This is a genomic window from Streptomyces sp. Xyl84, from assembly GCF_059731885.1.
Genome location: NZ_AP029182.1, coordinates 3,408,721 through 3,429,545 on the forward strand (window position 1 = coordinate 3,408,721; position 20,825 = coordinate 3,429,545).

The 20,825-nt window shown below is 73.9% G+C and carries 16 protein-coding genes; 6 read left to right on the plus strand and 10 right to left on the minus strand.

Annotation, left to right across the window (positions count from 1 at the left end):
- The first annotated feature begins 129 nt into the window (after positions 1 to 129).
- Positions 130 to 2,145 (plus strand): NAD-binding protein, encoded by a 2,016-nt coding sequence (locus AC6I72_RS14750; protein ID WP_498001238.1) that lies wholly within the window; start codon positions 130 to 132, stop codon positions 2,143 to 2,145.
- A 291-nt stretch (positions 2,146 to 2,436) separates the two neighbouring features.
- Here the strand turns inward: AC6I72_RS14750 and AC6I72_RS14755 are convergent, their stop codons facing one another.
- Positions 2,437 to 4,215 carry a S9 family peptidase gene (locus AC6I72_RS14755; RefSeq protein ID WP_498001239.1) on the minus strand — a complete coding sequence of 593 codons (1,779 nt, stop codon included), beginning with the start codon at positions 4,213 to 4,215 and terminating at the stop codon, positions 2,437 to 2,439.
- Positions 4,216 to 4,485: 270 nt separating this feature from the next.
- On the opposite strand from AC6I72_RS14755, the gene AC6I72_RS14760 reads away from it, so the two are divergent.
- Positions 4,486 to 5,310 carry an SURF1 family protein gene (locus AC6I72_RS14760; RefSeq protein WP_498001240.1) on the plus strand — a complete coding sequence of 275 codons (825 nt, stop codon included), beginning with the start codon at positions 4,486 to 4,488 and terminating at the stop codon, positions 5,308 to 5,310.
- A gap of 283 nt (positions 5,311 to 5,593) precedes the next feature.
- On the opposite strand, the gene AC6I72_RS14765 is transcribed toward AC6I72_RS14760, so the two are convergent.
- The 7 genes from AC6I72_RS14765 to AC6I72_RS14795 all read right to left on the minus strand — a co-directional run bounded on the left by AC6I72_RS14765 (position 5,594) and on the right by AC6I72_RS14795 (position 12,642).
- Positions 5,594 to 6,712: a hypothetical protein gene (locus tag AC6I72_RS14765; RefSeq protein WP_498001241.1), complete on the minus strand. Its 1,119-nt coding sequence runs from the start codon at positions 6,710 to 6,712 to the stop codon at positions 5,594 to 5,596.
- 496 nt (positions 6,713 to 7,208) lie between these two features.
- On the minus strand, positions 7,209 to 7,784 hold the full coding sequence (locus tag AC6I72_RS14770; RefSeq protein ID WP_498001242.1) for a SigE family RNA polymerase sigma factor: 576 nt from the start codon (positions 7,782 to 7,784) through the stop codon (positions 7,209 to 7,211).
- A 545-nt stretch (positions 7,785 to 8,329) separates the two neighbouring features.
- On the minus strand, positions 8,330 to 9,403 hold the full coding sequence (locus AC6I72_RS14775) for an aspartate-semialdehyde dehydrogenase (protein WP_498001243.1): 1,074 nt from the start codon (positions 9,401 to 9,403) through the stop codon (positions 8,330 to 8,332).
- Positions 9,404 to 9,443: 40 nt separating this feature from the next.
- A complete protein-coding gene (locus tag AC6I72_RS14780; protein ID WP_037850708.1) occupies positions 9,444 to 10,733 on the minus strand; it encodes an aspartate kinase in 1,290 nt (429 codons plus the stop codon).
- Positions 10,734 to 10,986: 253 nt separating this feature from the next.
- Positions 10,987 to 11,646, minus strand: a complete 660-nt coding sequence (locus AC6I72_RS14785) for a DUF5063 domain-containing protein (protein WP_498001244.1) — start codon at positions 11,644 to 11,646, stop codon at positions 10,987 to 10,989.
- Positions 11,639 to 12,238, minus strand: a complete 600-nt coding sequence (recR, locus tag AC6I72_RS14790) for a recombination mediator RecR (RefSeq protein ID WP_037850715.1) — start codon at positions 12,236 to 12,238, stop codon at positions 11,639 to 11,641. The genes AC6I72_RS14785 and recR overlap by 8 nt, the downstream gene beginning before the upstream one ends.
- A gap of 59 nt (positions 12,239 to 12,297) precedes the next feature.
- The gene (locus AC6I72_RS14795) at positions 12,298 to 12,642 is read right to left on the minus strand and encodes a YbaB/EbfC family nucleoid-associated protein (RefSeq protein WP_037850717.1); all 345 of its coding nucleotides are present in this window, start codon (positions 12,640 to 12,642) and stop codon (positions 12,298 to 12,300) included.
- Positions 12,643 to 12,983: 341 nt separating this feature from the next.
- Here AC6I72_RS14795 and AC6I72_RS14800 point away from each other — a divergent pair, with 341 nt between their 5' ends.
- Complete coding sequence (locus tag AC6I72_RS14800) at positions 12,984 to 13,733, plus strand: SLATT domain-containing protein (RefSeq protein WP_498001246.1); 750 nt, start codon at positions 12,984 to 12,986, stop codon at positions 13,731 to 13,733.
- 180 nt (positions 13,734 to 13,913) lie between these two features.
- Here AC6I72_RS14800 and AC6I72_RS14805 read toward each other — a convergent pair whose 3' ends face one another.
- Positions 13,914 to 16,007 carry a serine/threonine-protein kinase gene (locus AC6I72_RS14805; protein WP_498001248.1) on the minus strand — a complete coding sequence of 698 codons (2,094 nt, stop codon included), beginning with the start codon at positions 16,005 to 16,007 and terminating at the stop codon, positions 13,914 to 13,916.
- 241 nt (positions 16,008 to 16,248) lie between these two features.
- Here AC6I72_RS14805 and AC6I72_RS14810 point away from each other — a divergent pair, with 241 nt between their 5' ends.
- The 3 genes from AC6I72_RS14810 to AC6I72_RS14820 all read left to right on the plus strand — a co-directional run bounded on the left by AC6I72_RS14810 (position 16,249) and on the right by AC6I72_RS14820 (position 19,352).
- Positions 16,249 to 17,634: an aspartate aminotransferase family protein gene (locus AC6I72_RS14810; protein WP_498001250.1), complete on the plus strand. Its 1,386-nt coding sequence runs from the start codon at positions 16,249 to 16,251 to the stop codon at positions 17,632 to 17,634.
- 143 nt (positions 17,635 to 17,777) lie between these two features.
- Complete coding sequence (locus tag AC6I72_RS14815) at positions 17,778 to 18,575, plus strand: GntR family transcriptional regulator (RefSeq protein WP_498004697.1); 798 nt, start codon at positions 17,778 to 17,780, stop codon at positions 18,573 to 18,575.
- Positions 18,576 to 18,701: 126 nt separating this feature from the next.
- Positions 18,702 to 19,352, plus strand: coding sequence for a putative DNA-mimic protein (locus tag AC6I72_RS14820; protein WP_498004698.1), 651 nt, complete (start codon positions 18,702 to 18,704; stop codon positions 19,350 to 19,352).
- A 101-nt stretch (positions 19,353 to 19,453) separates the two neighbouring features.
- On the opposite strand, the gene AC6I72_RS14825 is transcribed toward AC6I72_RS14820, so the two are convergent.
- Positions 19,454 to 20,737: an adenylosuccinate synthase gene (locus AC6I72_RS14825; protein WP_037850733.1), complete on the minus strand. Its 1,284-nt coding sequence runs from the start codon at positions 20,735 to 20,737 to the stop codon at positions 19,454 to 19,456.
- Positions 20,738 to 20,825: the final 88 nt, after the last annotated feature.

A 20,825-nucleotide genomic window follows, 5' to 3' on the forward strand; every position in this document is an offset into this window, starting at 1 on the left:
CGACGCCCCCGGGCAACGGGTTTTCCCGGCGGCCGGGCCGGTGGAACCACCCGTCCCCGTGGGGCAGTCTTCTCCCTCGTGGGGAGCGTTCCGTATCAAGGTGGTGCGCCGGGCGGCACGGGGGCGCACATGGTGGTGTGCGGGGACGACGGGCTCGCGCACCGTCTGGCCGCCGAGTTGCGCGGTGTCTACGGCGAGCAGGTCACGCTGGTCGTGCCGCCCTCCGAGCGCGCGGTACGGCCCCCGGTGGTCGGCCGCGCCCGCACCGCCTCGGCGCTGCTGGACCGGGTGGTGAGCGCCGCAGTGAACCGGGCCGGCGGGAACGGGCACGCGGCGGGCGCCGGCGGGAGCACCGGGGGCGCGGGCGGTGCGGGCGGCGCTGGTGCCGGTGCCGGCGGCCCTGCCGGCGGCGCGGACCGGGTGGTGGAGGCCGCCGAGCTGACCGAGGCCGTGCTCCTGGACGCGGGCGTGGACCGGGCGAGCGCGCTGGCCCTCGTCTACGACGACGACGAGACCAACATCCGTGCCGCGCTCACCGTACGGCGGCTCAACCCGAGACTGCGGCTCGTCCTGCGCCTGTACAACCGGCGGCTCGGGCAGCACATCGAGGAACTCCTCGACCAGGCCGCCGCGTTGGCGACCGGTGACAGCGGCTCGCCGCTCGGCGCCGACGCGTCCACGACGGTGCTGTCCGACGCCGACACCGCCGCACCCGCGCTGGCCGCCGGCGCGGTGGTCGGCACCAGCAAGGTCGTCCAGACCGAGGGGCTGCTGCTGCACGCGGTCGAACGGCCGCCGCCCGCACCCGGCCAGGTCGCCGACCCCGGCCTGTGCACGCTGGCCCTGCTCTCGGCGACCAGCAGCGATCCCGCCGGCGCCGACGGGTCCGAGGCCAGCGGGGAGCAGCGGCCCCGGCTGCTGCCGGACGCGGCGGCCGTGCGGGAGGCCACCGGACGCGGCACGGTGGTGCTGGAGCAGGTGTCGTACGCCGCCGGGCCCAACCTGCCGGCCGGGCGCGGGGTCGGTGTCGTCCCGCCGCTCACGTCGCTGTTCTCCCGGCGCCTGCGCTGGTCGGTGGCGGGCCTGGTGGCCTGCGTGTTCGCGCTCGCGGTCGCCTTGTGGCTGGTGACGGGGGTGCATCCGCTGGGCGCGCTCTATCTGACGCTGCTCGACCTGTTCGCCATCGACGATCCGGCGATCGGGCAGACGGTGGGGCGGCAGGTGCTCCAACTGCTGTCCGGCCTTGTCGGGTTGCTGCTGCTGCCGGTGCTGCTCGCGGCGGTCCTGGAGGCGCTGGGGACCTTCCGGTCGGCGTCCGCGCTGCGCAAGCCGCCGCGCGGGCTCGGCGGGCACGTGGTGCTGCTGGGGCTGGGCAAGGTCGGCACACGGGTGCTGACGCGGCTGCGGGAACTCCAGGTGCCGGTGGTGTGCGTGGAGTCGGATCCGGAGGCCCGGGGCCTGGCGACGGCACGGCGGCTGCGGGTTCCGGTGGTGCTCGGGGACGTCACCCAGGAAGGCGTGCTCGAGTCCGCGAAGATCCACCGCGCGCACGCGCTGCTCGCGGTGACCAGTGCGGACACGACGAACCTGGAGGCCGTGCTGTACGCGCGCTCGGTACGGCCCGACCTGCGGGTGGTGCTGCGGCTGTACGACGACGACTTCGCGACGGCGGTGTACCGGACGCTGCGGGCGGCGCACCCGCGGGCGCTGACGCGCAGCCGGAGCGTGACGCACCTGGCCGCGCCGGCGTTCGCGGGGGCGATGTTCGGGCGGCAGATCCTGGGGGCCGTCCCGGTGGAGCGGCGGGTGCTGCTGTTCGCCTCCGTGGACGTGGACGGGCATCCGCAGCTGGAGGGCAGGACGGTCGCCGAGGCGTTCCGGGCGGGGTACTGGCGGGTGCTGGCGCTGGAGGCGGGCGAGCGGGGCGGTGCCGGGAGCGGGACCGCTGCCGGGGAGCGGCGCGAGCCCGCGGCCCAGGCGGCGGCGGAGGACACCGCGCCGGGGACCGGACCTGCGGCCGGGCCGCGGTGGAACCTGCCCGACACCTACGTCCTGCGCAAGGAGGACCGGGTGGTCCTGGCGGCGACCCGGCGCGGGCTCGCGGAGCTGCTGGGACGGCGGGGGCGGGAGGGGACGGCGGCCTGACGGACCGCGTCTCCCCGCCTCCACCCGCTGCACTCCCGCCGGCCGCGAGGCCGGCCCCGAGGGCCGCTGCCCCACCCGCTCGCCGGCGCCGCGGGCCCGCCCGCCCCCGGGCGTCACGCTCCCGCCGGGACCGCTCCCGCCCGTGCCCCCGGCGCCGCGGACCCCGGCCCCGGTCCCGAGGACCACGGTGCCGACCGCCCCCGGGTGTCACGCTCCCGCCCGCGACCCCGACACCGCGTTCCCGCCCCCCGGCGCCGCGGTCCCGGCCCCGGCGGGCGGTGCGGCTACTCGCTACTTCGGCAGGTGCCGTTCGGCGAAGTCCAGTTCGAGCCGGACCTGCTTGATGCGTTCGTCGACCACCAGGGAGCCGTGGCCCGCGTCGTAGCGGTAGACCTCGTGGAGGGCGCCGCGGGCTTCGAGGCGTTTGACGTAGTTGTCGATCTGGCGGATGGGGCAGCGGGGGTCGTTGACCCCGGCGGAGATGTAGACGGGGGCTGTGACCTGGTCCACGTAGGTGAGCGGGGAGGACGCCTCGAAACGCTCGGGGACCTCCTCCGGAGTGCCGCCCAGCAGGGTGCGGTCCATGGCCTTCAGGGCTTCCATCTCGTCGTGGTACGCCGTGACGTAGTCGGCGACCGGGACCGCCGCGATGCCCAGGGTCCACGCGTCGGGCTGGGTACCGATGCCCAGCAGGGTGAGGTAGCCGCCCCAGGAGCCGCCGGTGAGGATCAGCCGGTCCGGGTCGGCGAGGCCCGAGGTGATCGCCCACTCGCGGACCGCCGCGATGTCCTCCAGCTCGATCAGTCCGACCCGGTGCTTCAGGGCGTCCGTCCAGGCGCGGCCGTAGCCCGTGGAGCCTCGGTAGTTGACGCGGACCACCGCGTAGCCGTGGTCGACCCAGGCTGCCGGGCCGGCGGCGAAGGAGTCGCTGTCGTGCCAGGTGGGGCCGCCGTGGATGTCGAAGACCGTGGGCAGCGGACCGGTGGCGCCCGCCGGTTTCTGGACCAGGGCGTGGATGCGGCCCCCGGGGCCCTCCACCCAGACGTCCTCCACCGGGACCGAGCCGGGGGACTTCATGCCGGGCGGGTCCAGGACCACCCGGCCGTGCGTCGAGCGGACCGCCGACGGCTCGGCCGCCGACGACCACAGGTACTCCACGCTGCCGTCCGGGCGGGCCGTCGCCCCCGAGACCGTGCCGGGCGGGGTGGGGATCCTGGTCAGTTCGCGGGTCGCCGGGTCGTAGCGGAACAGCTCGCTGCGGGCCTCGAAGCTGTGGGCGATGAGCAGGCCGCCGCCGTCCGGGTACCACTCGGCGCTCACGTCGCCGGGGAGGTCCAGGGCGAGGTCCGTCTCCTCGCCCGTCGCCACGTCCCAGACCAGGGGCTCCCAGCGGCCCCGGCGCTGGTGGCCGATGAGCAGCCGGGTGTCCCCGTCGACCGGGGCGAAGCCCAGCACCTCCAGGCCCAGCTCGACCGTGCCGCCCTTGGTGTCGTCCAGGTCGGCGACCGCCGTGCCGTCCGGGCGCAGCACGCGCAGCGCCGAGTGCATCGCGTCGCCGTGCTCGGTGTGCTCGATCGCGATCAGCGTGCCGTCGTGGGAGAGGTCGCCGACGCCCGCCGACTCGCGGTGGCGGTAGATCTCCGCCGGGGCCTCGCCCGAGCCCACGCGCGCGAGGTGGATCGTCGTGCCGTCCTCGTCCGTGGAGCGGCCCACGACCGCCGTCCGCCCGTCACGGCCGAGGGCCAGGCCGGCCGGGTAGGAGGGGGCGAGGCCCGGTACGGCGGTCTCGTCGGGGCCGCCGCCGAAGGGCTGGCGGCGCCAGACGCCGAACTCGTCGCCGTCCTTGTCGTCGAACCACCAGATCCACTCGCCGTCCGGGGAGAGCACGCCGTCCGTCGTGCCGTTGGGCCGGTGGGTGGCCTGGCGCTGGGCGCCGCTCGCCCGGTCCCAGGCGTACAGCTCGTAGGTCCCCGTCGCGTTCGACACGAACAGGGAGCGGTCCGGTGCGTCCTCGGCCCAGTCGGGCAGGGACACCCGGGGTGCGCGGAAGCGCTTCTCCCAGTCCGGCATGTCCCGCTTCCCCGGCGCTCCCGCCGCTGACGGCGTCCCTGACGCCCCCGATGTCCCCGACGCCCCCGATGTCTCCGGCACGCCGGTCTGCTCCGCGGACCCGTTGCTCTCAGTCATGGCCCCATAGTGCCTGGCCCGGCCGACAACGCGCCGCCCCCTTCCCCAGCCTGTGGAAAACATAAGGAGCGGCCCCGCCCGACACCCCCACGCCCTGTGGAAAACTCAGACCCCGCGGCCTGCCCCGCCCGGCGGGCACCGTACCGTTGAGCCGTGTACCGGTTTCTTCTGACGCCCCGCTGGTGGGGCATCAACGTCTTCGTGCTGCTCGCCATCCCGTTCTGCGTCTTCATGGGGTCGTGGCAGCTGAGCCGGTTCGACGCGCGCGTGGACGACCACCGGAACCTGACCAGGCAGTCCGCCGCCGCCCGCACCGAGGCGCCGCGCCCGCTGGCGGAGCTGCTCCCCGTCGACAAGCGGACCTCCGGCATGCCGGCCACCGCGACCGGCCGGTACGGCAAGCAGCTGCTGGTCCCGGACCGTGAACTGGACGGCCGGCAGGGGTACTACGTCCTGACGCTGCTGCGCACCGGCTCCGGCAAGGCGCTGCCCGTCGTCCGCGGCTGGCTGCCGGGCGACGCGGACACGGCGAAGGCACCGGCGCCGCCCGCCGGCGAGGTCACGGTCACCGGTGCGCTCCAGGCTTCCGAGTCACCCGGGGGCACCGGGGTCGGCACGCGGGGCGGCCTGCCGTCCGGGCAGACCGCGGCGATCAGCGCGGCCTCGCTGGTCAACCTGGTGCCGTACGACGTGTACGACGCGTGGGTGACGCTCGACAGGGCCGACTCCGGGATGAAGGCGGTGCCCGCGAAGGCCCCGGACGGCAGCGGGCTGGACCTGAAGGCGTTCCAGAACCTCGGGTACACCGGTGAGTGGTTCGTCTTCGCGGGGTTCGTGGTCTTCATGTGGTTCCGGCTGGTCCGGCGCGAGGTGGAGGCCGCACGGGACGCCGCGCTCGGGCTGGTGCCCGGGGACGGGGAGCCGGCGGGAGCGCGGGGCCCCGGCGGGCCCCAGGAGGAGCACACCGCCGCGGTCTGACCCCGTCCGTACCGCTCCCGCCGGACTAAGAGCTGCGAACAAAAGTGGGTTCCGATCAGCGGGCGGTGTCCGGTGCGTGCGATCGCAAGGCGCCGGAAGGTCCTTGTAGCGGAGCTACCAGGGCCTTTCGGCAACGCGGCGAGGGCGCGTGCCGGGCGCCGGCCGCCGGGGCCCACTTTTGTTCGCAGCTCTAACAGCAAGCCAGACACCACGACGTCGGCAAGACCGTCAAACGCGCCGAATCGCTCAACGAACACCGAGGTCACCATCGTTAAACACCAAGCTAAGGGGCCGTCGCCAGCAGTCCGGTGCGGTAGACCGTGCCCGCGCAGGCGTCCGGGACCGTGGCCGAGACGGCCGGTGAACCGGCTTCCGGGGTGTGCGAGACCACGACGCTGCCGTCCGCCCTGCCGCCGTCCTCCGTGACCAGCTGGGTGGTCGTCCCGGTGCCGGTTCCCGAGTCGCTGTTCGTGGCCGGGCCGCCCGCCGCGGTCGCCTCCTGGCTCGGGGACGGGCCGGGCGTGGGGTTGCCGGTCTCGGTGCCGCCGGTGCCCCCGGTGCCGCTGCCGCCGCCGCTGGTGGGACAGGCGTCGGAGGGCACCCAGGCGAACTTCACCTCGTACCCCGACCCGGGGGACAGCACCAGCGCGGCAGATTCCGTGGACGGGTCGGGCAGCCCGGCGGCCGCGTCGCCCGCCGTGTGCTGCACCACGCTGACGCGGGAGGCGTCGGCCACGCCCTGGGTGAGGGTGGTGACGGTGCCCGGGCCGCCGACGGTGCAACTGCCGGGCGAGACGTTGGTGACGTGGAAGGTGCCGTACACGGCGCCCGCCGCGTCGGGGGCGCTGACGGTGGCGGTGGCGGAACCCAGCTGGCCCGCCGTGCACACCGGGGCGGAACGGGCCGAGGCGGAAGGGGTCTGCGTGGCGCCGGTCGGCGCGGTGCCGGGGGCGGGGGCCCTGCTGTCCTTCGCGCCGTCCTTCGTGCCGCCCGTCTCCTTGCCGGCGGGGCGGTCCGGCGATCCGCCGGCGGTGCTCGACGCGCCGCCCGCGGCCTTGCCCTGTCCGGTGCCGCCCTGCGCCTGTGAGGCCTGGCCCGCGATGGCCGGGTCGGCGTCGGAGCCGGTGGCGTGGGACACGTGGACGAGGGCCGGGACGGCGGTGCCCAGGAACAGGGCGGCGGCGGCCATGCCGACCGCGGCCTGCCGTTTGCGGGCCCGCCGCGCGGGAACCGCGCGCCGCAGGTGCTCCAGCGTGCCCTCGCTCGGTTCGACGTCCGCGACCGCCCGGTGCAGCAGCCGGCGCAGCGCCAGTTCGTCCGGGCCGAGTCCGCCGGGGCCTTCGCCGTCTCCTGCCGGGTCCGCCGCGGAAGCCGTACCGGGGGCCGCTGGGGGGTTCGTCACCGAAGCCGTGCCGGAAAGCGCTGCGGGGTTGCGCACCGAAGGCGTTCGCGGGTTCGCCGCCGGGGCTGCCGCCCGGGCCGTCTCGGAGGCCCGTGCCATGTCCGAGGTCCCTGCCGTGCCGGAGGCGCCTGCCGTGTCGGAGGCTGGGGGCGGGGCGGAGGCCCGTGCCGTGCCGGGGGTGGCCGCGGGAGCTTCGACGGGCGGCTCTGCGGCGGGCGGTGCCGGGGGCGCGGGGCTCTCGGCGGAAGTCTTCTCGGGGCTCTGTGCGGGCGCTTCGCCCTCGGGGTCCGGGCCCTTTGGCTCAGGGCTGTCGTTCACGGTTCCGTTCCCAGCGTGCGTCGGCGTGTGGTGGTGCTGCTCCGGCCGCGTCGGCTCGTGCCACGCGTAGGGCTCGTGGCGCTCGTGCGAGTCGCGCCCTTCGGCGTTCTCCCTCATGCCCGCGCCTCCATGGCGATCATGCCTGCGCCTCCATGACACTCATGTGCGCCTGCGGCGGTCATGCCCGTGCCTCCATGGCGATCCGGAGCGCGGCGATGCCGCGCGAGCCGTACGCCTTCACCGACCCGAGGGATATCCCGAGGGTCTCGGCGACCTGCGCCTCGGTCATGTCCGCGAAGTAGCGCAGCACCAGCACCTCGCGCTGCCGGCGCTGCAGGCCCTTCATCGCCTTGATCAGCGAGTCGCGCTCCAACTGGTCGTAGGCGCCCTCCTCCGCGCTGGCCATGTCCGGCATCGGCTTGGACAGCAGCTTCAGGCCGAGGATGCGGCGGCGCAGCGCCGAACGGGAGAGGTTGACGACCGTCTGACGCAGGTAGGCGAGCGTCTTCTGCGGGTCGCGGACGCGTTTGCGCGCGGAGTGGACGCGGATGAACGCCTCCTGGACGACGTCCTCGCAGGAGGCCGTGTCGTCGAGGAGGAGCGCCGCCAGGCCCAGCAGGGAGCGGTAGTGCGCGCGGTAGGTCTCGGTGAGGAGATCGACGGTGGTGCCGGCCGCGACGGTGTCGTCGGCGGCTTCACGCTGGTTCGGTATGCGGGCGGGCCGCGCGGCGGGCATGGGGGCGATCACCGGCATGCCACCGGCCGGGCCGGGCACACCGGACGGCCCGGACCCGCCGGGGAGCCCGGGTCCACGCGGTCGGAGCGCCGCGCGGGGCGGCCGCAGAGCGGCGCCGCGGGTCGCCGCACTGAAGTCGAGAACCTCTGCCACGCCAGTTGGACACGCCTGCCCCCTCGGGGGTTGTACGCGCCGGACGTCACTTTCGCGCCGGGCGGGCCCGCCGGCGCGTCCGACGACGTTCCCGCGTCAGGCAGCACAACAGCCGGTGCCCCACATGCCCTCATGCGTCCCGCTCTTCCCTTTGTCGCGGCATCCCGCGAAGCGACCGGGGCGTCCCCACGCCCCTCGGCGTCCCCACGCCCCCGGCAGGCGCCCGCAAAGACGCCTGCCGCCCTGCGCGCGGTTGCGCAGGGCGGGAGGGAAGATCTTCGGACGCCGAGGCAGCACGGATCAAGTGGCGCGGATCACTGTGTGGTCCACACCTCTTACACAGATCCTACAAAGGAGGCCGCCTCTGGCCAGGACTTTTCTCCGGGTGAGGACCGGATGTCGCCCGGAGTTCACTTCCCGGCCGGAGCGGCCACCTCCGTCTCGGCGGCCACCAGTTCGGCGATCTGCGCCATGTTGAGCGCGGCGCCCTTGCGCTGGTTGTCGCCGCAGACGAAGAGTTCGAGCGCCGTGGGGTCGTCGAGCGCGCGCCGCACCCGGCCGACCCAGGTGGGGTCGGTGCCGACCACGTCGGCGGGCGTGGGGAACTCGCCCGCGGCCGGGTCGTCGCAGAGGACCACCCCGGGAGCGGTGGCGATGATCTCGCGGGCCCTGTCGACGGTGACCTCGCCCTCGAAGCGGGCGTGCACGGTGAGGGAGTGGGTGGTGATCACCGGGACGCGTACGCAGGTGACGGCGACCGGCAGCTGCGGCAGGCCGAGGATCCTGCGGGACTCGTCCCGCAGCGTCATCTCCTGGGAGGACCAGCCGTCGTCGCACAGCTCCCCGGTCCACGGCACCACGTTCAGCGCGACCGGCTCCGGGAAGGGTCCGGTGTCGTCCCCGACGGCCCGCCGTACGTCGCCGGGCCCGGTCCCCAGCTCCGTGCCGGCGACCAGGGACAACTGGCGGCGCAGCGTCCGCACGCCCTCCTGCCCGGCCTGGCTCACCGCCTGGTACGAGGAGACGACCAGCTCGCGCAGCCCGAACTCGGCGTGCAGCGCGCCCAGGGCCACGATCATGGTCAGCGTGGTGCAGTCGGGGCTGGCGACGACGGAGCGCGGGCGGCGCCGTACGGCGTGCGCGTTGACCTCGGGAACGACGAGCGGCACCTCGGGGTCGGCGCGGAAGGCACCGGAGTTGTCCACGACGACCGCGCCGCGGGCGGCGGCCGCCGGCACCCACCGGGCGGCGACCTCGCCGGGGACGTCGAACAGGGCGATGTCCACCCCGTCGAAGGCGTCCTCGGTGAGCGGGAGGACCTCGACCTCCTCGCCGCGCGCGGTCAGCTTGCGGCCGGCCGAGCGCGGGGAGGCGATGAGGCGGATCTCGCCCCAGACGTCCGCGCGCTGGGACAGGATCCGGAGCAGGACCGTGCCGACGGCCCCGGTCGCTCCCACGACCGCGAGCGTCGGTCGGTCGGTCATCGTCGTACGCCTCCGTGCCGGGGGTCCCGGCGGTGGACGGTCATCGACCGGTGCCGCCGTAGACGACGGCCTCGTCGCTGTCGGAGTCGAGCCCGAAGGCGGTGTGCACCGCGCGTACGGCCTCCGCCACGTCGTCCTTGCGGGTGACCACCGAGATACGGATCTCGGACGTCGAGATCAGCTCGATGTTCACGCCCGCGTCGGACAGCGCGGTGAAGAAGTCGGCCGTGACGCCCGGGTTGGTCTTCATCCCCGCGCCGACCAGGGAGATCTTGCCGATCTGGTCGTCGTAGCGCAGCGAGTCGAAGCCGATGCCGGGACGGTTCTTCTCCAGCGCGTCGATGGCCTTGCGGCCCTCGGCCTTGGGCAGCGTGAAGGAGATGTCCGTCAGGCCGGTGGAGGCGGCGGACACGTTCTGCACGACCATGTCGATGTTGATCTCGGCATCGGCGATCGTACGGAAGATGGAGGCGGCCTCGCCGGGCTTGTCCGGGACGCCGACGACCGTGATCTTGGCCTCGGAGGTGTCGTGCGCGACACCGGAGATGATGGCCTGCTCCACCTGCTGTTCCCCTTGCTCACTCGGCTGCCGAATCGGCTCGCTGCTGACCCACGTGCCCTGCAGCCCGCTGAAGGAGGAACGGACGTGGATCGGGATGTTGTACCGGCGGGCGTACTCCACACAGCGGTGGAGCAGCACCTTGGACCCGGAGGCGGCCAGTTCGAGCATGTCCTCGAACGAGATCCACTCGATCTTCCGGGCCTTCTTCACCACGCGCGGGTCGGCGGTGAACACGCCGTCCACGTCGGTGTAGATCTCACAGACCTCGGCGTCGAGGGCGGCGGCCAGCGCCACGGCCGTGGTGTCGGACCCGCCGCGCCCCAGCGTGGTGATGTCCTTCTTGTCCTGGCTCACACCCTGGAAACCGGCCACGATGGCGATGTTGCCCTCGTCCAGCGCGGTCCGGATGCGGCCCGGGGTGACATCGATGATCCGGGCTTTGTTGTGGACCGAGTCGGTGATGACACCTGCCTGGCTGCCCGTGAAGGACTGGGCCTCGTGGCCCAGGTTCTTGATCGCCATGGCCAGCAGCGCCATGGAGATCCGCTCCCCGGCGGTCAGCAGCATGTCGAACTCCCGGCCGGCAGGCATCGGGGATACCTGCTCGGCGAGATCGATCAGCTCGTCCGTCGTGTCGCCCATCGCGGAGACCACGACAACCACCTGGTTGCCGTTCTTCTTGGCTTCCACGATCCGCTTGGCGACGCGCTTGATGCCCTCGGCATCGGCTACGGAGGAGCCTCCGTACTTCTGCACGACAAGGCCCACGTGCGCTCCTCGCTCAGTCCGTGTCTGTCGCACCTGCGCCTGTGCAGTGCGGTCGACTCAGTCTATCGAGCGTCCGAATTTCCCCTCTGCGATACCGCATGCTGAGACCCCCGGCGCCCGCTTACCAGGACGGCTCATGCCCAGGGCGCGGACCCGCACGCGAAACGTGGGCGGCGTCACAGCCGCGCCCGTCTCCCGGGCGGCGGGGCGCAAGCCGCCGGGCGGGTCCTCGCCGGCCGCCGCGCGGCGGGCGTCACTGGGCGCGGCCGAGCCCCAGCGGTCCGCCGATCTCCTCCGCCATGACCTGGCCCGCCTCGAACTCCAGGGTCTCGTCGCCCATGCCCTGGTCGGTGTCGAGGCCGTCGAGTTCTTCCAGCGGCTGGTTGAGGCGGACGTGGGCGACCAGCGACTGCAGGGCGCGCAGGGCCGCCGACGCGGTGCCTCCCCAGTTGGAGAAGTAGGAGAACTGCCACCACCACAGCGCTTCCGTGGTGCGGCCCGCCCGGTAGTGGGCCATGCCGTGGCGCAGGTCCGTGACGACGTCGGCGAGGTCGTCGGAGATCCGGGCGGGGACCGGGGCGCGGCGCGGCTCGTAGGGGTCGAAGACCTCGGAGTAGACGTCGATGGGCTCCAGCAGGCGGGCCAGGTTCTCGCGGAGGATGTCCACGTCCTGCTCGGGGCCCGGGTCGGGCTCGTAGCGCTCGTCGGGGACGATGTCCTCGTGCGCGCCGAGCCGGCCGCCGGCCAGCAGGAGCTGGGACACCTCCAGGAGGAGGAAGGGCACCGCGGAGTCCGGTTCGTCGCCCTTGGCGACCTCGGTGACGGCGACCAGGAAGCTCTCGATCTGGTCGGCGATCTGGACCGCGAAGTCGTCGGGGTTCTGGCTGGTCGCGTGCAGCGTGGCGTCAGACATCTAGGAGTCGTCTCCCCTCGAAGGCGCGGCCGAGGGTGACCTCGTCCGCGTATTCCAGGTCGCCGCCCACCGGGAGGCCGCTGGCCAGGCGGGTGACCTTCAGGCCCATGGGCTTGATCATGCGGGCGAGGTACGTCGCCGTCGCCTCGCCCTCCAGGTTCGGGTCCGTGGCCAGGATGAGTTCCGTGACCGTGCCGTCCGCGAGGCGGGCCAGCAGTTCCCGGATGCGCAGGTCGTCGGGGCCCACGCCCTCGATCGGGCTGATCGCCCCGCCGAGGACGTGGTAACGGCCGCGGAACTCCCGCGTCCGCTCGATCGCGACGACGTCCTTGGGCTCCTCGACGACGCAGATGACGGCGGGGTCGCGGCGGCTGTCGCGGCAGATGCCGCACAGCTCCTCCTGCGCCACGTTGCCGCAGACGGCGCAGAAGCGGACCTTCGCCTTCACCTCCGTCAGGGCCTGGGCCAGGCGCCGCACGTCGGCCGGTTCCGCCTGCAGGATGTGGAAGGCGATCCGCTGCGCGCTCTTGGGACCGACGCCGGGCAGCCGCCCCAGTTCGTCGATGAGGTCCTGGACCACGCCTTCGTACACCGGACAGCCGTCCTTCCTGAGTGGTGCTTAGGTACGTACCGTAGTTGCCCGCGGGCCGCCTAGAAAGGCAGTCCGGGGATGCCGCTGCCGCCGCCGAGACCCTGGGCGAGCGGGCCGAGCTTCTGCTGCTGGAGGGTCTGGGCGTTCTCGTTGGCCGCCTGGACGGCGGCGACGACCAGGTCCGCGAGGGTCTCGGTGTCCTCGGGGTCCACGGCCTTCGGGTCGATCTTCAGGGCGCGCAGCTCGCCGGCGCCGGTGACGGTGGCCTTCACCAGGCCGCCGCCCGCCTGCCCGTCGACCTCGGTCTGCGCCAGTTCCTCCTGGGCCCGCGCCAGGTCCTGCTGCATCTTCTGGGCCTGCTGGAGCAGCTGCTGCATGTTGGGCTGGCCACCACCGGGAATCACGATCAGCTCCTGCTTTCGTACGGCATGTCCGGGCGCCCCGGAGGGTGCTCCGGGCGTCCGGGCGGGGTCCGTCCGCCGGCGCGTCCGGCGATTCCCCGCTGGCACGAGCCTACGTGCTCCGGGCGGGCGGCGCCCCGCCACTCTTTCGAGTGAGTCCCGGGTGAGCCCTATACCTGATCAAGCCCCTCTTCCGGGCGGAAAAGCGGTGCTTCCCTCCTCTCCGCCACCCGTTGGAGGGTAGGAAGGGGTCCGGCGTGTCAGCCGGCGTCACAGCCCGTGATCGGAATGATCAGAAAGCGGTCGGCGGAGCATCACAGAACGTGATCAGTAGGGAGTGCCGGGTGGGTCAGCCGGAGATGCAGCCCGAGCGTCCGCCTCGGGGCGGGCGGGGCGACGGTGCGGCCGGGCTGCGGCCGGGGGACCTGACCGGCCGGGCGCTGCCGCTCGGTGACTGGGGCGATCCCGCCCAGCGGCTGGACGAGCTGTACCGGTGGGTGGAACGCGGCGCCCTGCAGACCGCGGCCTGGTACCTCGCGGAGCGGGTGTGGAAGCGGCGCGGGGCCCGGGTGCTGCGGTGCGGGGCCGCGGCGGGGGCGCTGGCCGGGGCGGCGCTGCCGCTGCTCGACCTGACCGGGGTGCTCGGCGGGGCGGCGCCGTGGGGGTACCTGGCGCTGCTGCTGTCGGTGGCGTGCGTCGGGGCCGACCGGTACTTCGGGGTGACCTCGGGATGGATGCGGGACGTGGCGACCGCCCAGGCCGTGCAGCGACGCCTGCAGATGCTGCAGTTCGACTGGGCCTGCGAGAGCGTGCGGGAGGTGCTGGGCCCGGCCGAGGGCACGGCGGGCGAGGCCGCCGAGCGGTGCCTGGGGGTGCTGCGGCGGTTCTCGGAGGACGTGACCGAACTGGTGCGCACCGAGACGGCCGGCTGGATGGTGGAGTTCCGCGTCGGGGCGGCGCCGATGGGGCTCCAGTCGGCGGTGCCGGGCGGCGGACGGCCCGAGGCGGGCGGCGCCGGGCCGGGCCGCCTTCCGCTGCCGCCGGGCGGGACGCGGCCGAACATGCCCCGGCAGCGGCCACCGGAACCGCGGTGAGGGGACGTTCGCCGGCACGGGTGCCGTACGCGGACACCGGCCGAGCGGCCCGGTCGCCCGTCAGCCACCCGCCTTGCCATACGTCAGCCGCCCACCGTCTCGCCCGTCAGCCGTCAGCCGCCCACCGTCTCGTCCGTCGGCCGTGGTCGTGCAGTCCCTCGGCCGTGGTCGTGCCGTCCGTCAGCCGCCCGCCTTGTCGTACGTCAGCCGTTCGCCGCTGTCCTTGTTGATGCGCTGGAGGCCGCCGTCCGGCAGCAGGACGATCTGGGTGGCCGCGCCCGGCTTGCACGCACTGCCCGGCCCGGCCGCGACCGTCGAGGGGCCGATCTCCAGCGGGCCGCCGGCGCCCGGCTGCCCGGTGAGCCGGGCCTCGAACACGCAGTGGTACGTGCCGCCGGACTCGGTGGGACCGTCGGCGACCAGGGTGAACACGGAGTCCCCGACCCGGCCCTGCCTGATGGTGAGCCGCCGGGGGTGCGCGCCGAGCGCGCTGTCGATGGACGACTTCCAGGTGCCGAGGTACCCCGCCGGGACCGCACCGTCCGAGGGGGCGGCCGAGCCGGACCCGGACTCCGTGGGGGACGGGCCGGGGCCGGTCGTGGTGAGCGTCGGGGACGGGCCGGGCCCGCCGCGGTCGTCGTGGCCGCCGCGCATCACGGCGTAGACCGAGCCGCCCGCGCCGAGCGCGACCACCAGCGCGACGGCGAGGAGCGCCGCGGTGGACGTACTGCCGCCGCGCGGCGCGCGCTGCTCCTGAAGCGGGCCGGTGCCGGGGAACGGGTGCCCGTGGGACGCGGGGTCGTAGGGCGTGTGAGGGGACGGCGGGTGCCCGTACCCCGGGCCGTACGGCGAGTGCCCGTACGGCGGGGTCGCGCCGAGGGCGCCGGGCGGGTGATGGGCCCCTGCGACGGGCACTGCGGGCACCGGGCCGCCGTCGGCCTGACCGTGCTGCCCGGTTCCGTGTCCCGGGTGTGCGGGCGTCGGCCGCTCGGGCGCAGGGCGTGCGGGGGCGGCCCCCTGCGGGGGTGTCCGGCCGGCGACCACGGTCGGCGGCCGGTCCGCCGCTGTCCGGTCCCGGTCGCCGGGCTGCCGGGGCGGCGGCAGGGCGGATGCGGCGGCGCCGGACACGGGGACCGTTGCGGGCCCTGCCTCCGGGGCGGGTTCCGGGTCCGCCCGGCCCGGCCGGTTCCCGGCGTGCGCGGGATGCTCCCGGCCCTCCGGCTGCTCGGACTGCTCCGGCTGCCCGGGCCCCTTCGGCCGCTGCGGGGAGGGCCCCCGGGACGCAGCGGCGGCGGGCACGGTGACGTCGTCCCGCGCCGCCCCGGGCGCCGTCTCCGCCGCGCCCCCCGGACCCTCGGGGTGCTCCGCGTCCAGCAGCCGCACCGCGTGCCGTCCGAGCTGGGCCACCAGGGCGCTCGGCAGCCACGGGTCGCGGAACCGCCCGTCGCCCACCGTGTCCCCGGCACCGGTGCTCCGGATGATCTGCTCCGGCGAGGGCCGGGCCGCCGGGTCCTTCCGCAGGCAGGCGCGGACCAGGTCGACGATGCCCTCCGGCAGCGCCTCCAGGTCGGGTTCCTCCTGGGCGATGCGGAACATCAGCGCGTGCCCCCCGCTGTCGGCGGTGCCGAAGGGGAGCGTGCCGGTCGCCGCGTAGGCGAGCACGGAACCGAGGCAGAAGACGTCGCACGCGGGCGTGAGCCGGTCGCCGCGCACCTGCTCGGGCGCCATGAAACCGGGCGAGCCGACCAGTGCCCCGGTCCGGGTGAGCCCGCCGTCCATGACGGTCTCCAGGGCCCGTGCGATACCGAAGTCGATGACGCGCGGCCCGTCGATGGTGACGAGCACGTTGGACGGCTTGAGGTCGCGGTGCACGAGGCCGGCCGCGTGGATGTCCCTGAGCGCGGCGGCGAGACCGGCGGCGAGGACGCGCACCGACCGCTCGGGCAGCGGGCCGTGGTCGTGGCCGACGATCCGCTGGAGGCTGGGCCCGGCGACGTACCCGGTGGCGACCCACGGCACGGCGGCCTCGGTGTCCGCGTCCAGCACGGGTGCGGTCCAGGTCCCGCCGACCCGGCGCGCGGCCCGTACCTCCTGGCGGAAGCGGGCCCGGAACTCCTCCCGCTGCGCCAGATCCTGCCGCACCACCTTCACGGCGGCCGTACGTCCCCGGTCCGAGCGGGCCAGGTACACCTGCCCCATGCCGCCGGCACCGAGCCGCGCCAGCAGCCGGTACGCGCCGATCTCCCGCGGATCGCCGGGCCCGAGCCTGTCCATGGCCCAACCGCCTCCCCGAAGTCCCCCGCTGCCCCCTGCACGTCAGCCCGAGGATAGTGCGGCGGCCCGGGGCGGACAGCGGGCGGCTGTCTACGGTTCCGTAACAGCCGCCGGCGCGACGGCCGCGGTCCACCGGCGCCCGCCGCCCGCGCCATGGCGTCGACAACCTGTCGTCAATTCCCCGCTCCCGCAGACAGGGCGCCGATACCGGCTCCACCGCGCGCCCCTCTACGCTCGCCGTATGACCCCTCAGCCCTCCCCCGCCCGCCGGACCCCGCAGCCGGACCCCGAGGCCGGTGCCGCCGTGAAGGCCGCCGACCGCGCGCACGTGTTCCACTCCTGGTCCGCGCAGGACCTGATCGACCCGCCGGCGGTGGCCGGTGCCGAAGGGTCGTACTTCTGGGACTACGACGGCAGGCGCTACCTCGACTTCGCCAGCGGGCTCGTCTTCACCAACATCGGCTACCAGCACCCCAAGGTCGTCGCCGCGATCCAGGAGCAGGCCGCGACCATGGCCACCTTCGCTCCCGCCTTCGCCGTCGAGGCCCGCTCGGAGGCGGCGCGGCTGATCGCCGAGCGGACCCCCGGCGACCTGGACAAGATCTTCTTCACCAACGGCGGCGCCGACGCGGTCGAGCACGCGGTGCGGATGGCGCGGCTGCACACCGGGCGGCCGAAGGTGCTGTCGGCGTACCGGTCGTACCACGGCGGCACCCAGCAGGCCGTGAACATCACCGGTGACCCGCGCCGCTGGGCCTCCGACGAGGGCGCGGCCGGGGTCGTGCACTTCTGGGCGCCCTTCCTCTACCGCTCCCGCTTCTACGCCGAGACGCAGGAGCAGGAGTGCGCACGGGCCCTGGAGCACCTGGAGACGACGATCGCCTTCGAGGGGCCCTCGACCGTCGCCGCGGTCATCCTGGAGACCATCCCGGGCACGGCCGGGATCATGGTGCCGCCGCCCGGCTACCTCGCCGGGGTGCGGGAGCTGTGCGACAAGTACGGGATCGTGTTCGTCCTCGACGAGGTGATGGCCGGCTTCGGGCGGACCGGTGAGTGGTTCGCGGCGGACCTGTCGGGCGTCGTGCCGGACCTGATGACCTTCGCCAAGGGCGTGAACTCGGGGTACGTGCCGCTGGGCGGTGTGGCGATCTCCGGCGAGATCGCACAGACGTTCGGCAAGCGGCCCTACCCCGGCGGTCTGACGTACTCCGGGCATCCGCTGGCCTGCGCGGCGGCCGTCGCGACGATCGGCGTGATGGCCGAGGAGGGCATCGTGGAGAACGCGAAGCGGCTCGGGGCCGAGGTCGTGGAACCGGGCCTGCGCGAACTGGCCGAGCGGCACCCGAGCGTCGGCGACGTGCGCGGTGTCGGCATGTTCTGGGCGCTGGAGCTGGTGAAGAACCGCGAGACCCGCGAACCGCTGGTGCCCTACAACGCGGCCGGCGAGGCGAACGCGCCGATGGCGGCCTTCGGCGCCGCCGCCAAGGCCCACGGCCTGTGGCCCTTCATCAACATGAACCGGACGCACGTCGTCCCGCCCTGCACCGTGACCGAGGCCGAGCTGAAGGAGGGCCTGGCGGCCCTGGACGCGGCGCTGTCCGTGGCCGACGAGCACACGGAGCGGTGAGGAACCCGCGCAACCCGAACGCGTAAGGTGGCGTGCTCGTACACATCCACCCGTACGAGTGCATGAGCAGACAGGCGTACGAGCACGACGTACGAGCAGATGTACGCGTACGCCACCGCCCGCGTGAGGGAGACGCCCCGACCATGCCCGGCATCAGCGGCACCGGAGCCGTGACGCGCAGCACCCTGCGCCAGCAGATCGCGGACGCGCTCCGGGACGAGGTGCTGGCCGGGCGGCTGCAGCCGGGGCGGGAGTTCACGGTCAAGGAGATAGCCGAGCAGTACGGCGTGTCCGCGACCCCGGTGCGCGAGGCGCTGGTGGACCTGTCCGCGCAGGGCCTGCTGGAGGCCGACCAGCACCGCGGCTTCCGGGTACGCGAGTACTCCGCGGCCGACTTCCGGGAGATGATCGAGGCCCGTGCCCTGGTCACCGACAGCATGTTCCGCACCCTCGCCGCCGCGAGCGGCGCCCGGCACGGTGGGGGCGCGGGAGACGGTGACGGCGGCGCGGGAGACGGGGCCGGCGCGGGGGGCGGGTCCGGCCTGAGCGCCCGCGCGCAGGCGTTCCTGCGGGAGGTTCCGGGCCCGCGCACGGCGGCCGTGCTCGCCGGGGTGCGCCGGCGCGGCGAGGAGGCCCGACGCGCGGCCGCCGCGGGCGACCTGACGGTGCTGATCGGCTACGACCTGCGGTTCTGGCGCGAGCTGAGCGCCCTGTACGGCAACGCGCACCTCGGCGACTTCCTGCACCGGCTGCGGGTGCAGTCGTGGGTGTGCGCGGTGCAGCACCTGCGCCGGCTCGGCGACCTGCGCGGTGTCCTGTGGTGCGGCCACACCGAACTCGTCGACGCCCTGGTGCAACGCGACATCCCCGCGGCCCGCGCGCTCGTCGCCGCCTACAACACCCACGCCCTGGCTCTGGTGGAGCGGCTCTCCGCCGGGTGAACCGGGCGGTGGACGCGCGGGGGGTGGGTATGGGACCTGCACGGGGGGAGCCGACCCGCGCCGCACCGACTACCCTCGTTGACCACCGTGCTTCCCGTGTGCTTCACGCTGAGTGAGGAGTCCTCTTTGGCCTGTGACCTGTGGCTGGTACCGCTCGTGGACGTGTTGTGCCACACCCCCGGCAACCCGTTCGCCGAGGAACTCGCGCAGTACAACAAGGTGCTGGCGGACAACGCGCTCCCGCCGGTGCCGGTGTACCAGTACATGCCGGGCCTGTCCGGGGACGTCGCGCCGGTGGCCGGCTTCGACTACGACGCGCTGCACTTCCTGCGCCGCGCCCACCTGCTCCAGCTCTGCGGCCTCCCGCTCACCCCGGTCGACGAACTGGGCGGCGACTACGAGCAGTTGCTGGAGATGTTCGAGTCGACGGCCCAGCAGTCCCACCTGGTCTGGCACTACGACCACGCGGGCGCCTACGTCCCCGTGGACTTCCCGCACCCCCTGTCCAACGACGAACTCCTCGCCGGCGGCGGCCCGCTGGGCTCCTCCCAGGCACTGCTGCGGGAACTGGAGCAGGTGGCCCCGGCCCTCGGCATCGACCCGGCCAACCCCCCGGCGCCCCCGGCGCCGCCCCCCGGCCCCACCGAACTGGAACAGCCCGCGGCCCCGGCCCCCTACGACCCGAGCCCCTTCGCCCGCGAACGCCACGTCTGGCTCGGCCTGCACGCGGCGGCGACGCGGAGCCTGGCGCAGGGGTCGATGATCGTGTTCAGCTAGCGCCGCTCGTCCGGCTCATGCCGGACGGCCGCGACCGGCCTCACGCCGACGGCGGCCGTCGCGCGAGGGCGACGGCCGCCGTCGAACGGTCGGACGAACGGTCAGATGAACGAGTTGATCTCGATCGTCTCGTCCCGGCCCGGGCCCACGCCGATCGCGGAGATCGGGGCGCCGGACATCTCCTCCAGGGCCTTCACGTAGGCCTGGGCGTTCTTCGGCAGGTCGGCGAAGGTCTTGGCCTTCGTGATGTCCTCCTGCCAGCCGGGGAGGTACTCGTAGACCGGCTTGGCGTGGTGGAAGTCGCTCTGGGAGTAGGGCAGTTCCTCGACGCGCTTGCCGTCGATCTCGTAGGCGACACAGACCGGGATGCGCTCCCAGCCGGTGAGGACGTCGAGCTTGGTGAGGAAGAAGTCGGTCAGGCCGTTGACGCGGGTGGCGTAGCGGGCGATCACCGCGTCGAACCAGCCGCAGCGGCGGTCACGGCCGGTGGTGACGCCGCGCTCGCCGCCGATGCGCCGCAGCGCCTCGCCGTCCTCGTCGAACAGCTCGGTCGGGAACGGGCCGGAGCCGACGCGGGTCGTGTAGGCCTTGAGGATGCCGATGACCCGGCTGATCTTCGTCGGGCCCACGCCGGCGCCGGTGCAGGCACCGCCCGCGGTCGGGTTGGAGGAGGTCACGAAGGGGTACGTGCCGTGGTCGATGTCCAGCAGCGTGCCCTGGCCGCCCTCGAAGAGGACCACCTTGTCCTGCTCCAGCGCCTGGTTGAGGACCAGCACCGTGTCGGCCACGTACGGCTTGATCTGCTCGGCGTAGCCCAGCAGCTCCTCGACCACCTGGTCCACGGCGATGGCGCGCCGGTTGTAGAGCTTGGTGAGGATCTGGTTCTTGACGTCGAGGGCCGCCTCGACCTTCTGCGTCAGGATCGACTGGTCGTACAGGTCCTGGACGCGGATGCCGACGCGGTTGATCTTGTCCGCGTAGGTCGGGCCGATGCCGCGGCCGGTGGTGCCGATCTTGCGCTTGCCGAGGAAGCGTTCCGTCACCTTGTCGACGGTCACGTTGTACGGCGTGATGATGTGCGCGTTTCCGCTGAGCAGGAGCTTCGACGTGTCGACGCCGCGCTCGTTCAGACCGCTCAGCTCGGAGAGCAGGACCGACGGGTCGACGACGACGCCGTTTCCGATGACGGGCGTACAACCGGGCGACAGGATTCCGGAAGGGAGGAGGTGCAGTGCATACTTCTGGTCGCCGACGACGACCGTGTGGCCGGCATTGTTGCCGCCCTGGTAACGCACCACATAGTCCACGGAGCCACCGAGCAGGTCGGTGGCCTTTCCCTTGCCCTCGTCACCCCACTGAGCACCGAGCAGCACAAGTGCGGGCACGCGCGTACACCCCTTCCGGGCGGGGCATGTCCAAGGTCAGGGGCGTACGCGGGTTCACCGCCGCGTACACCGTGCGACCCTCGTCGGT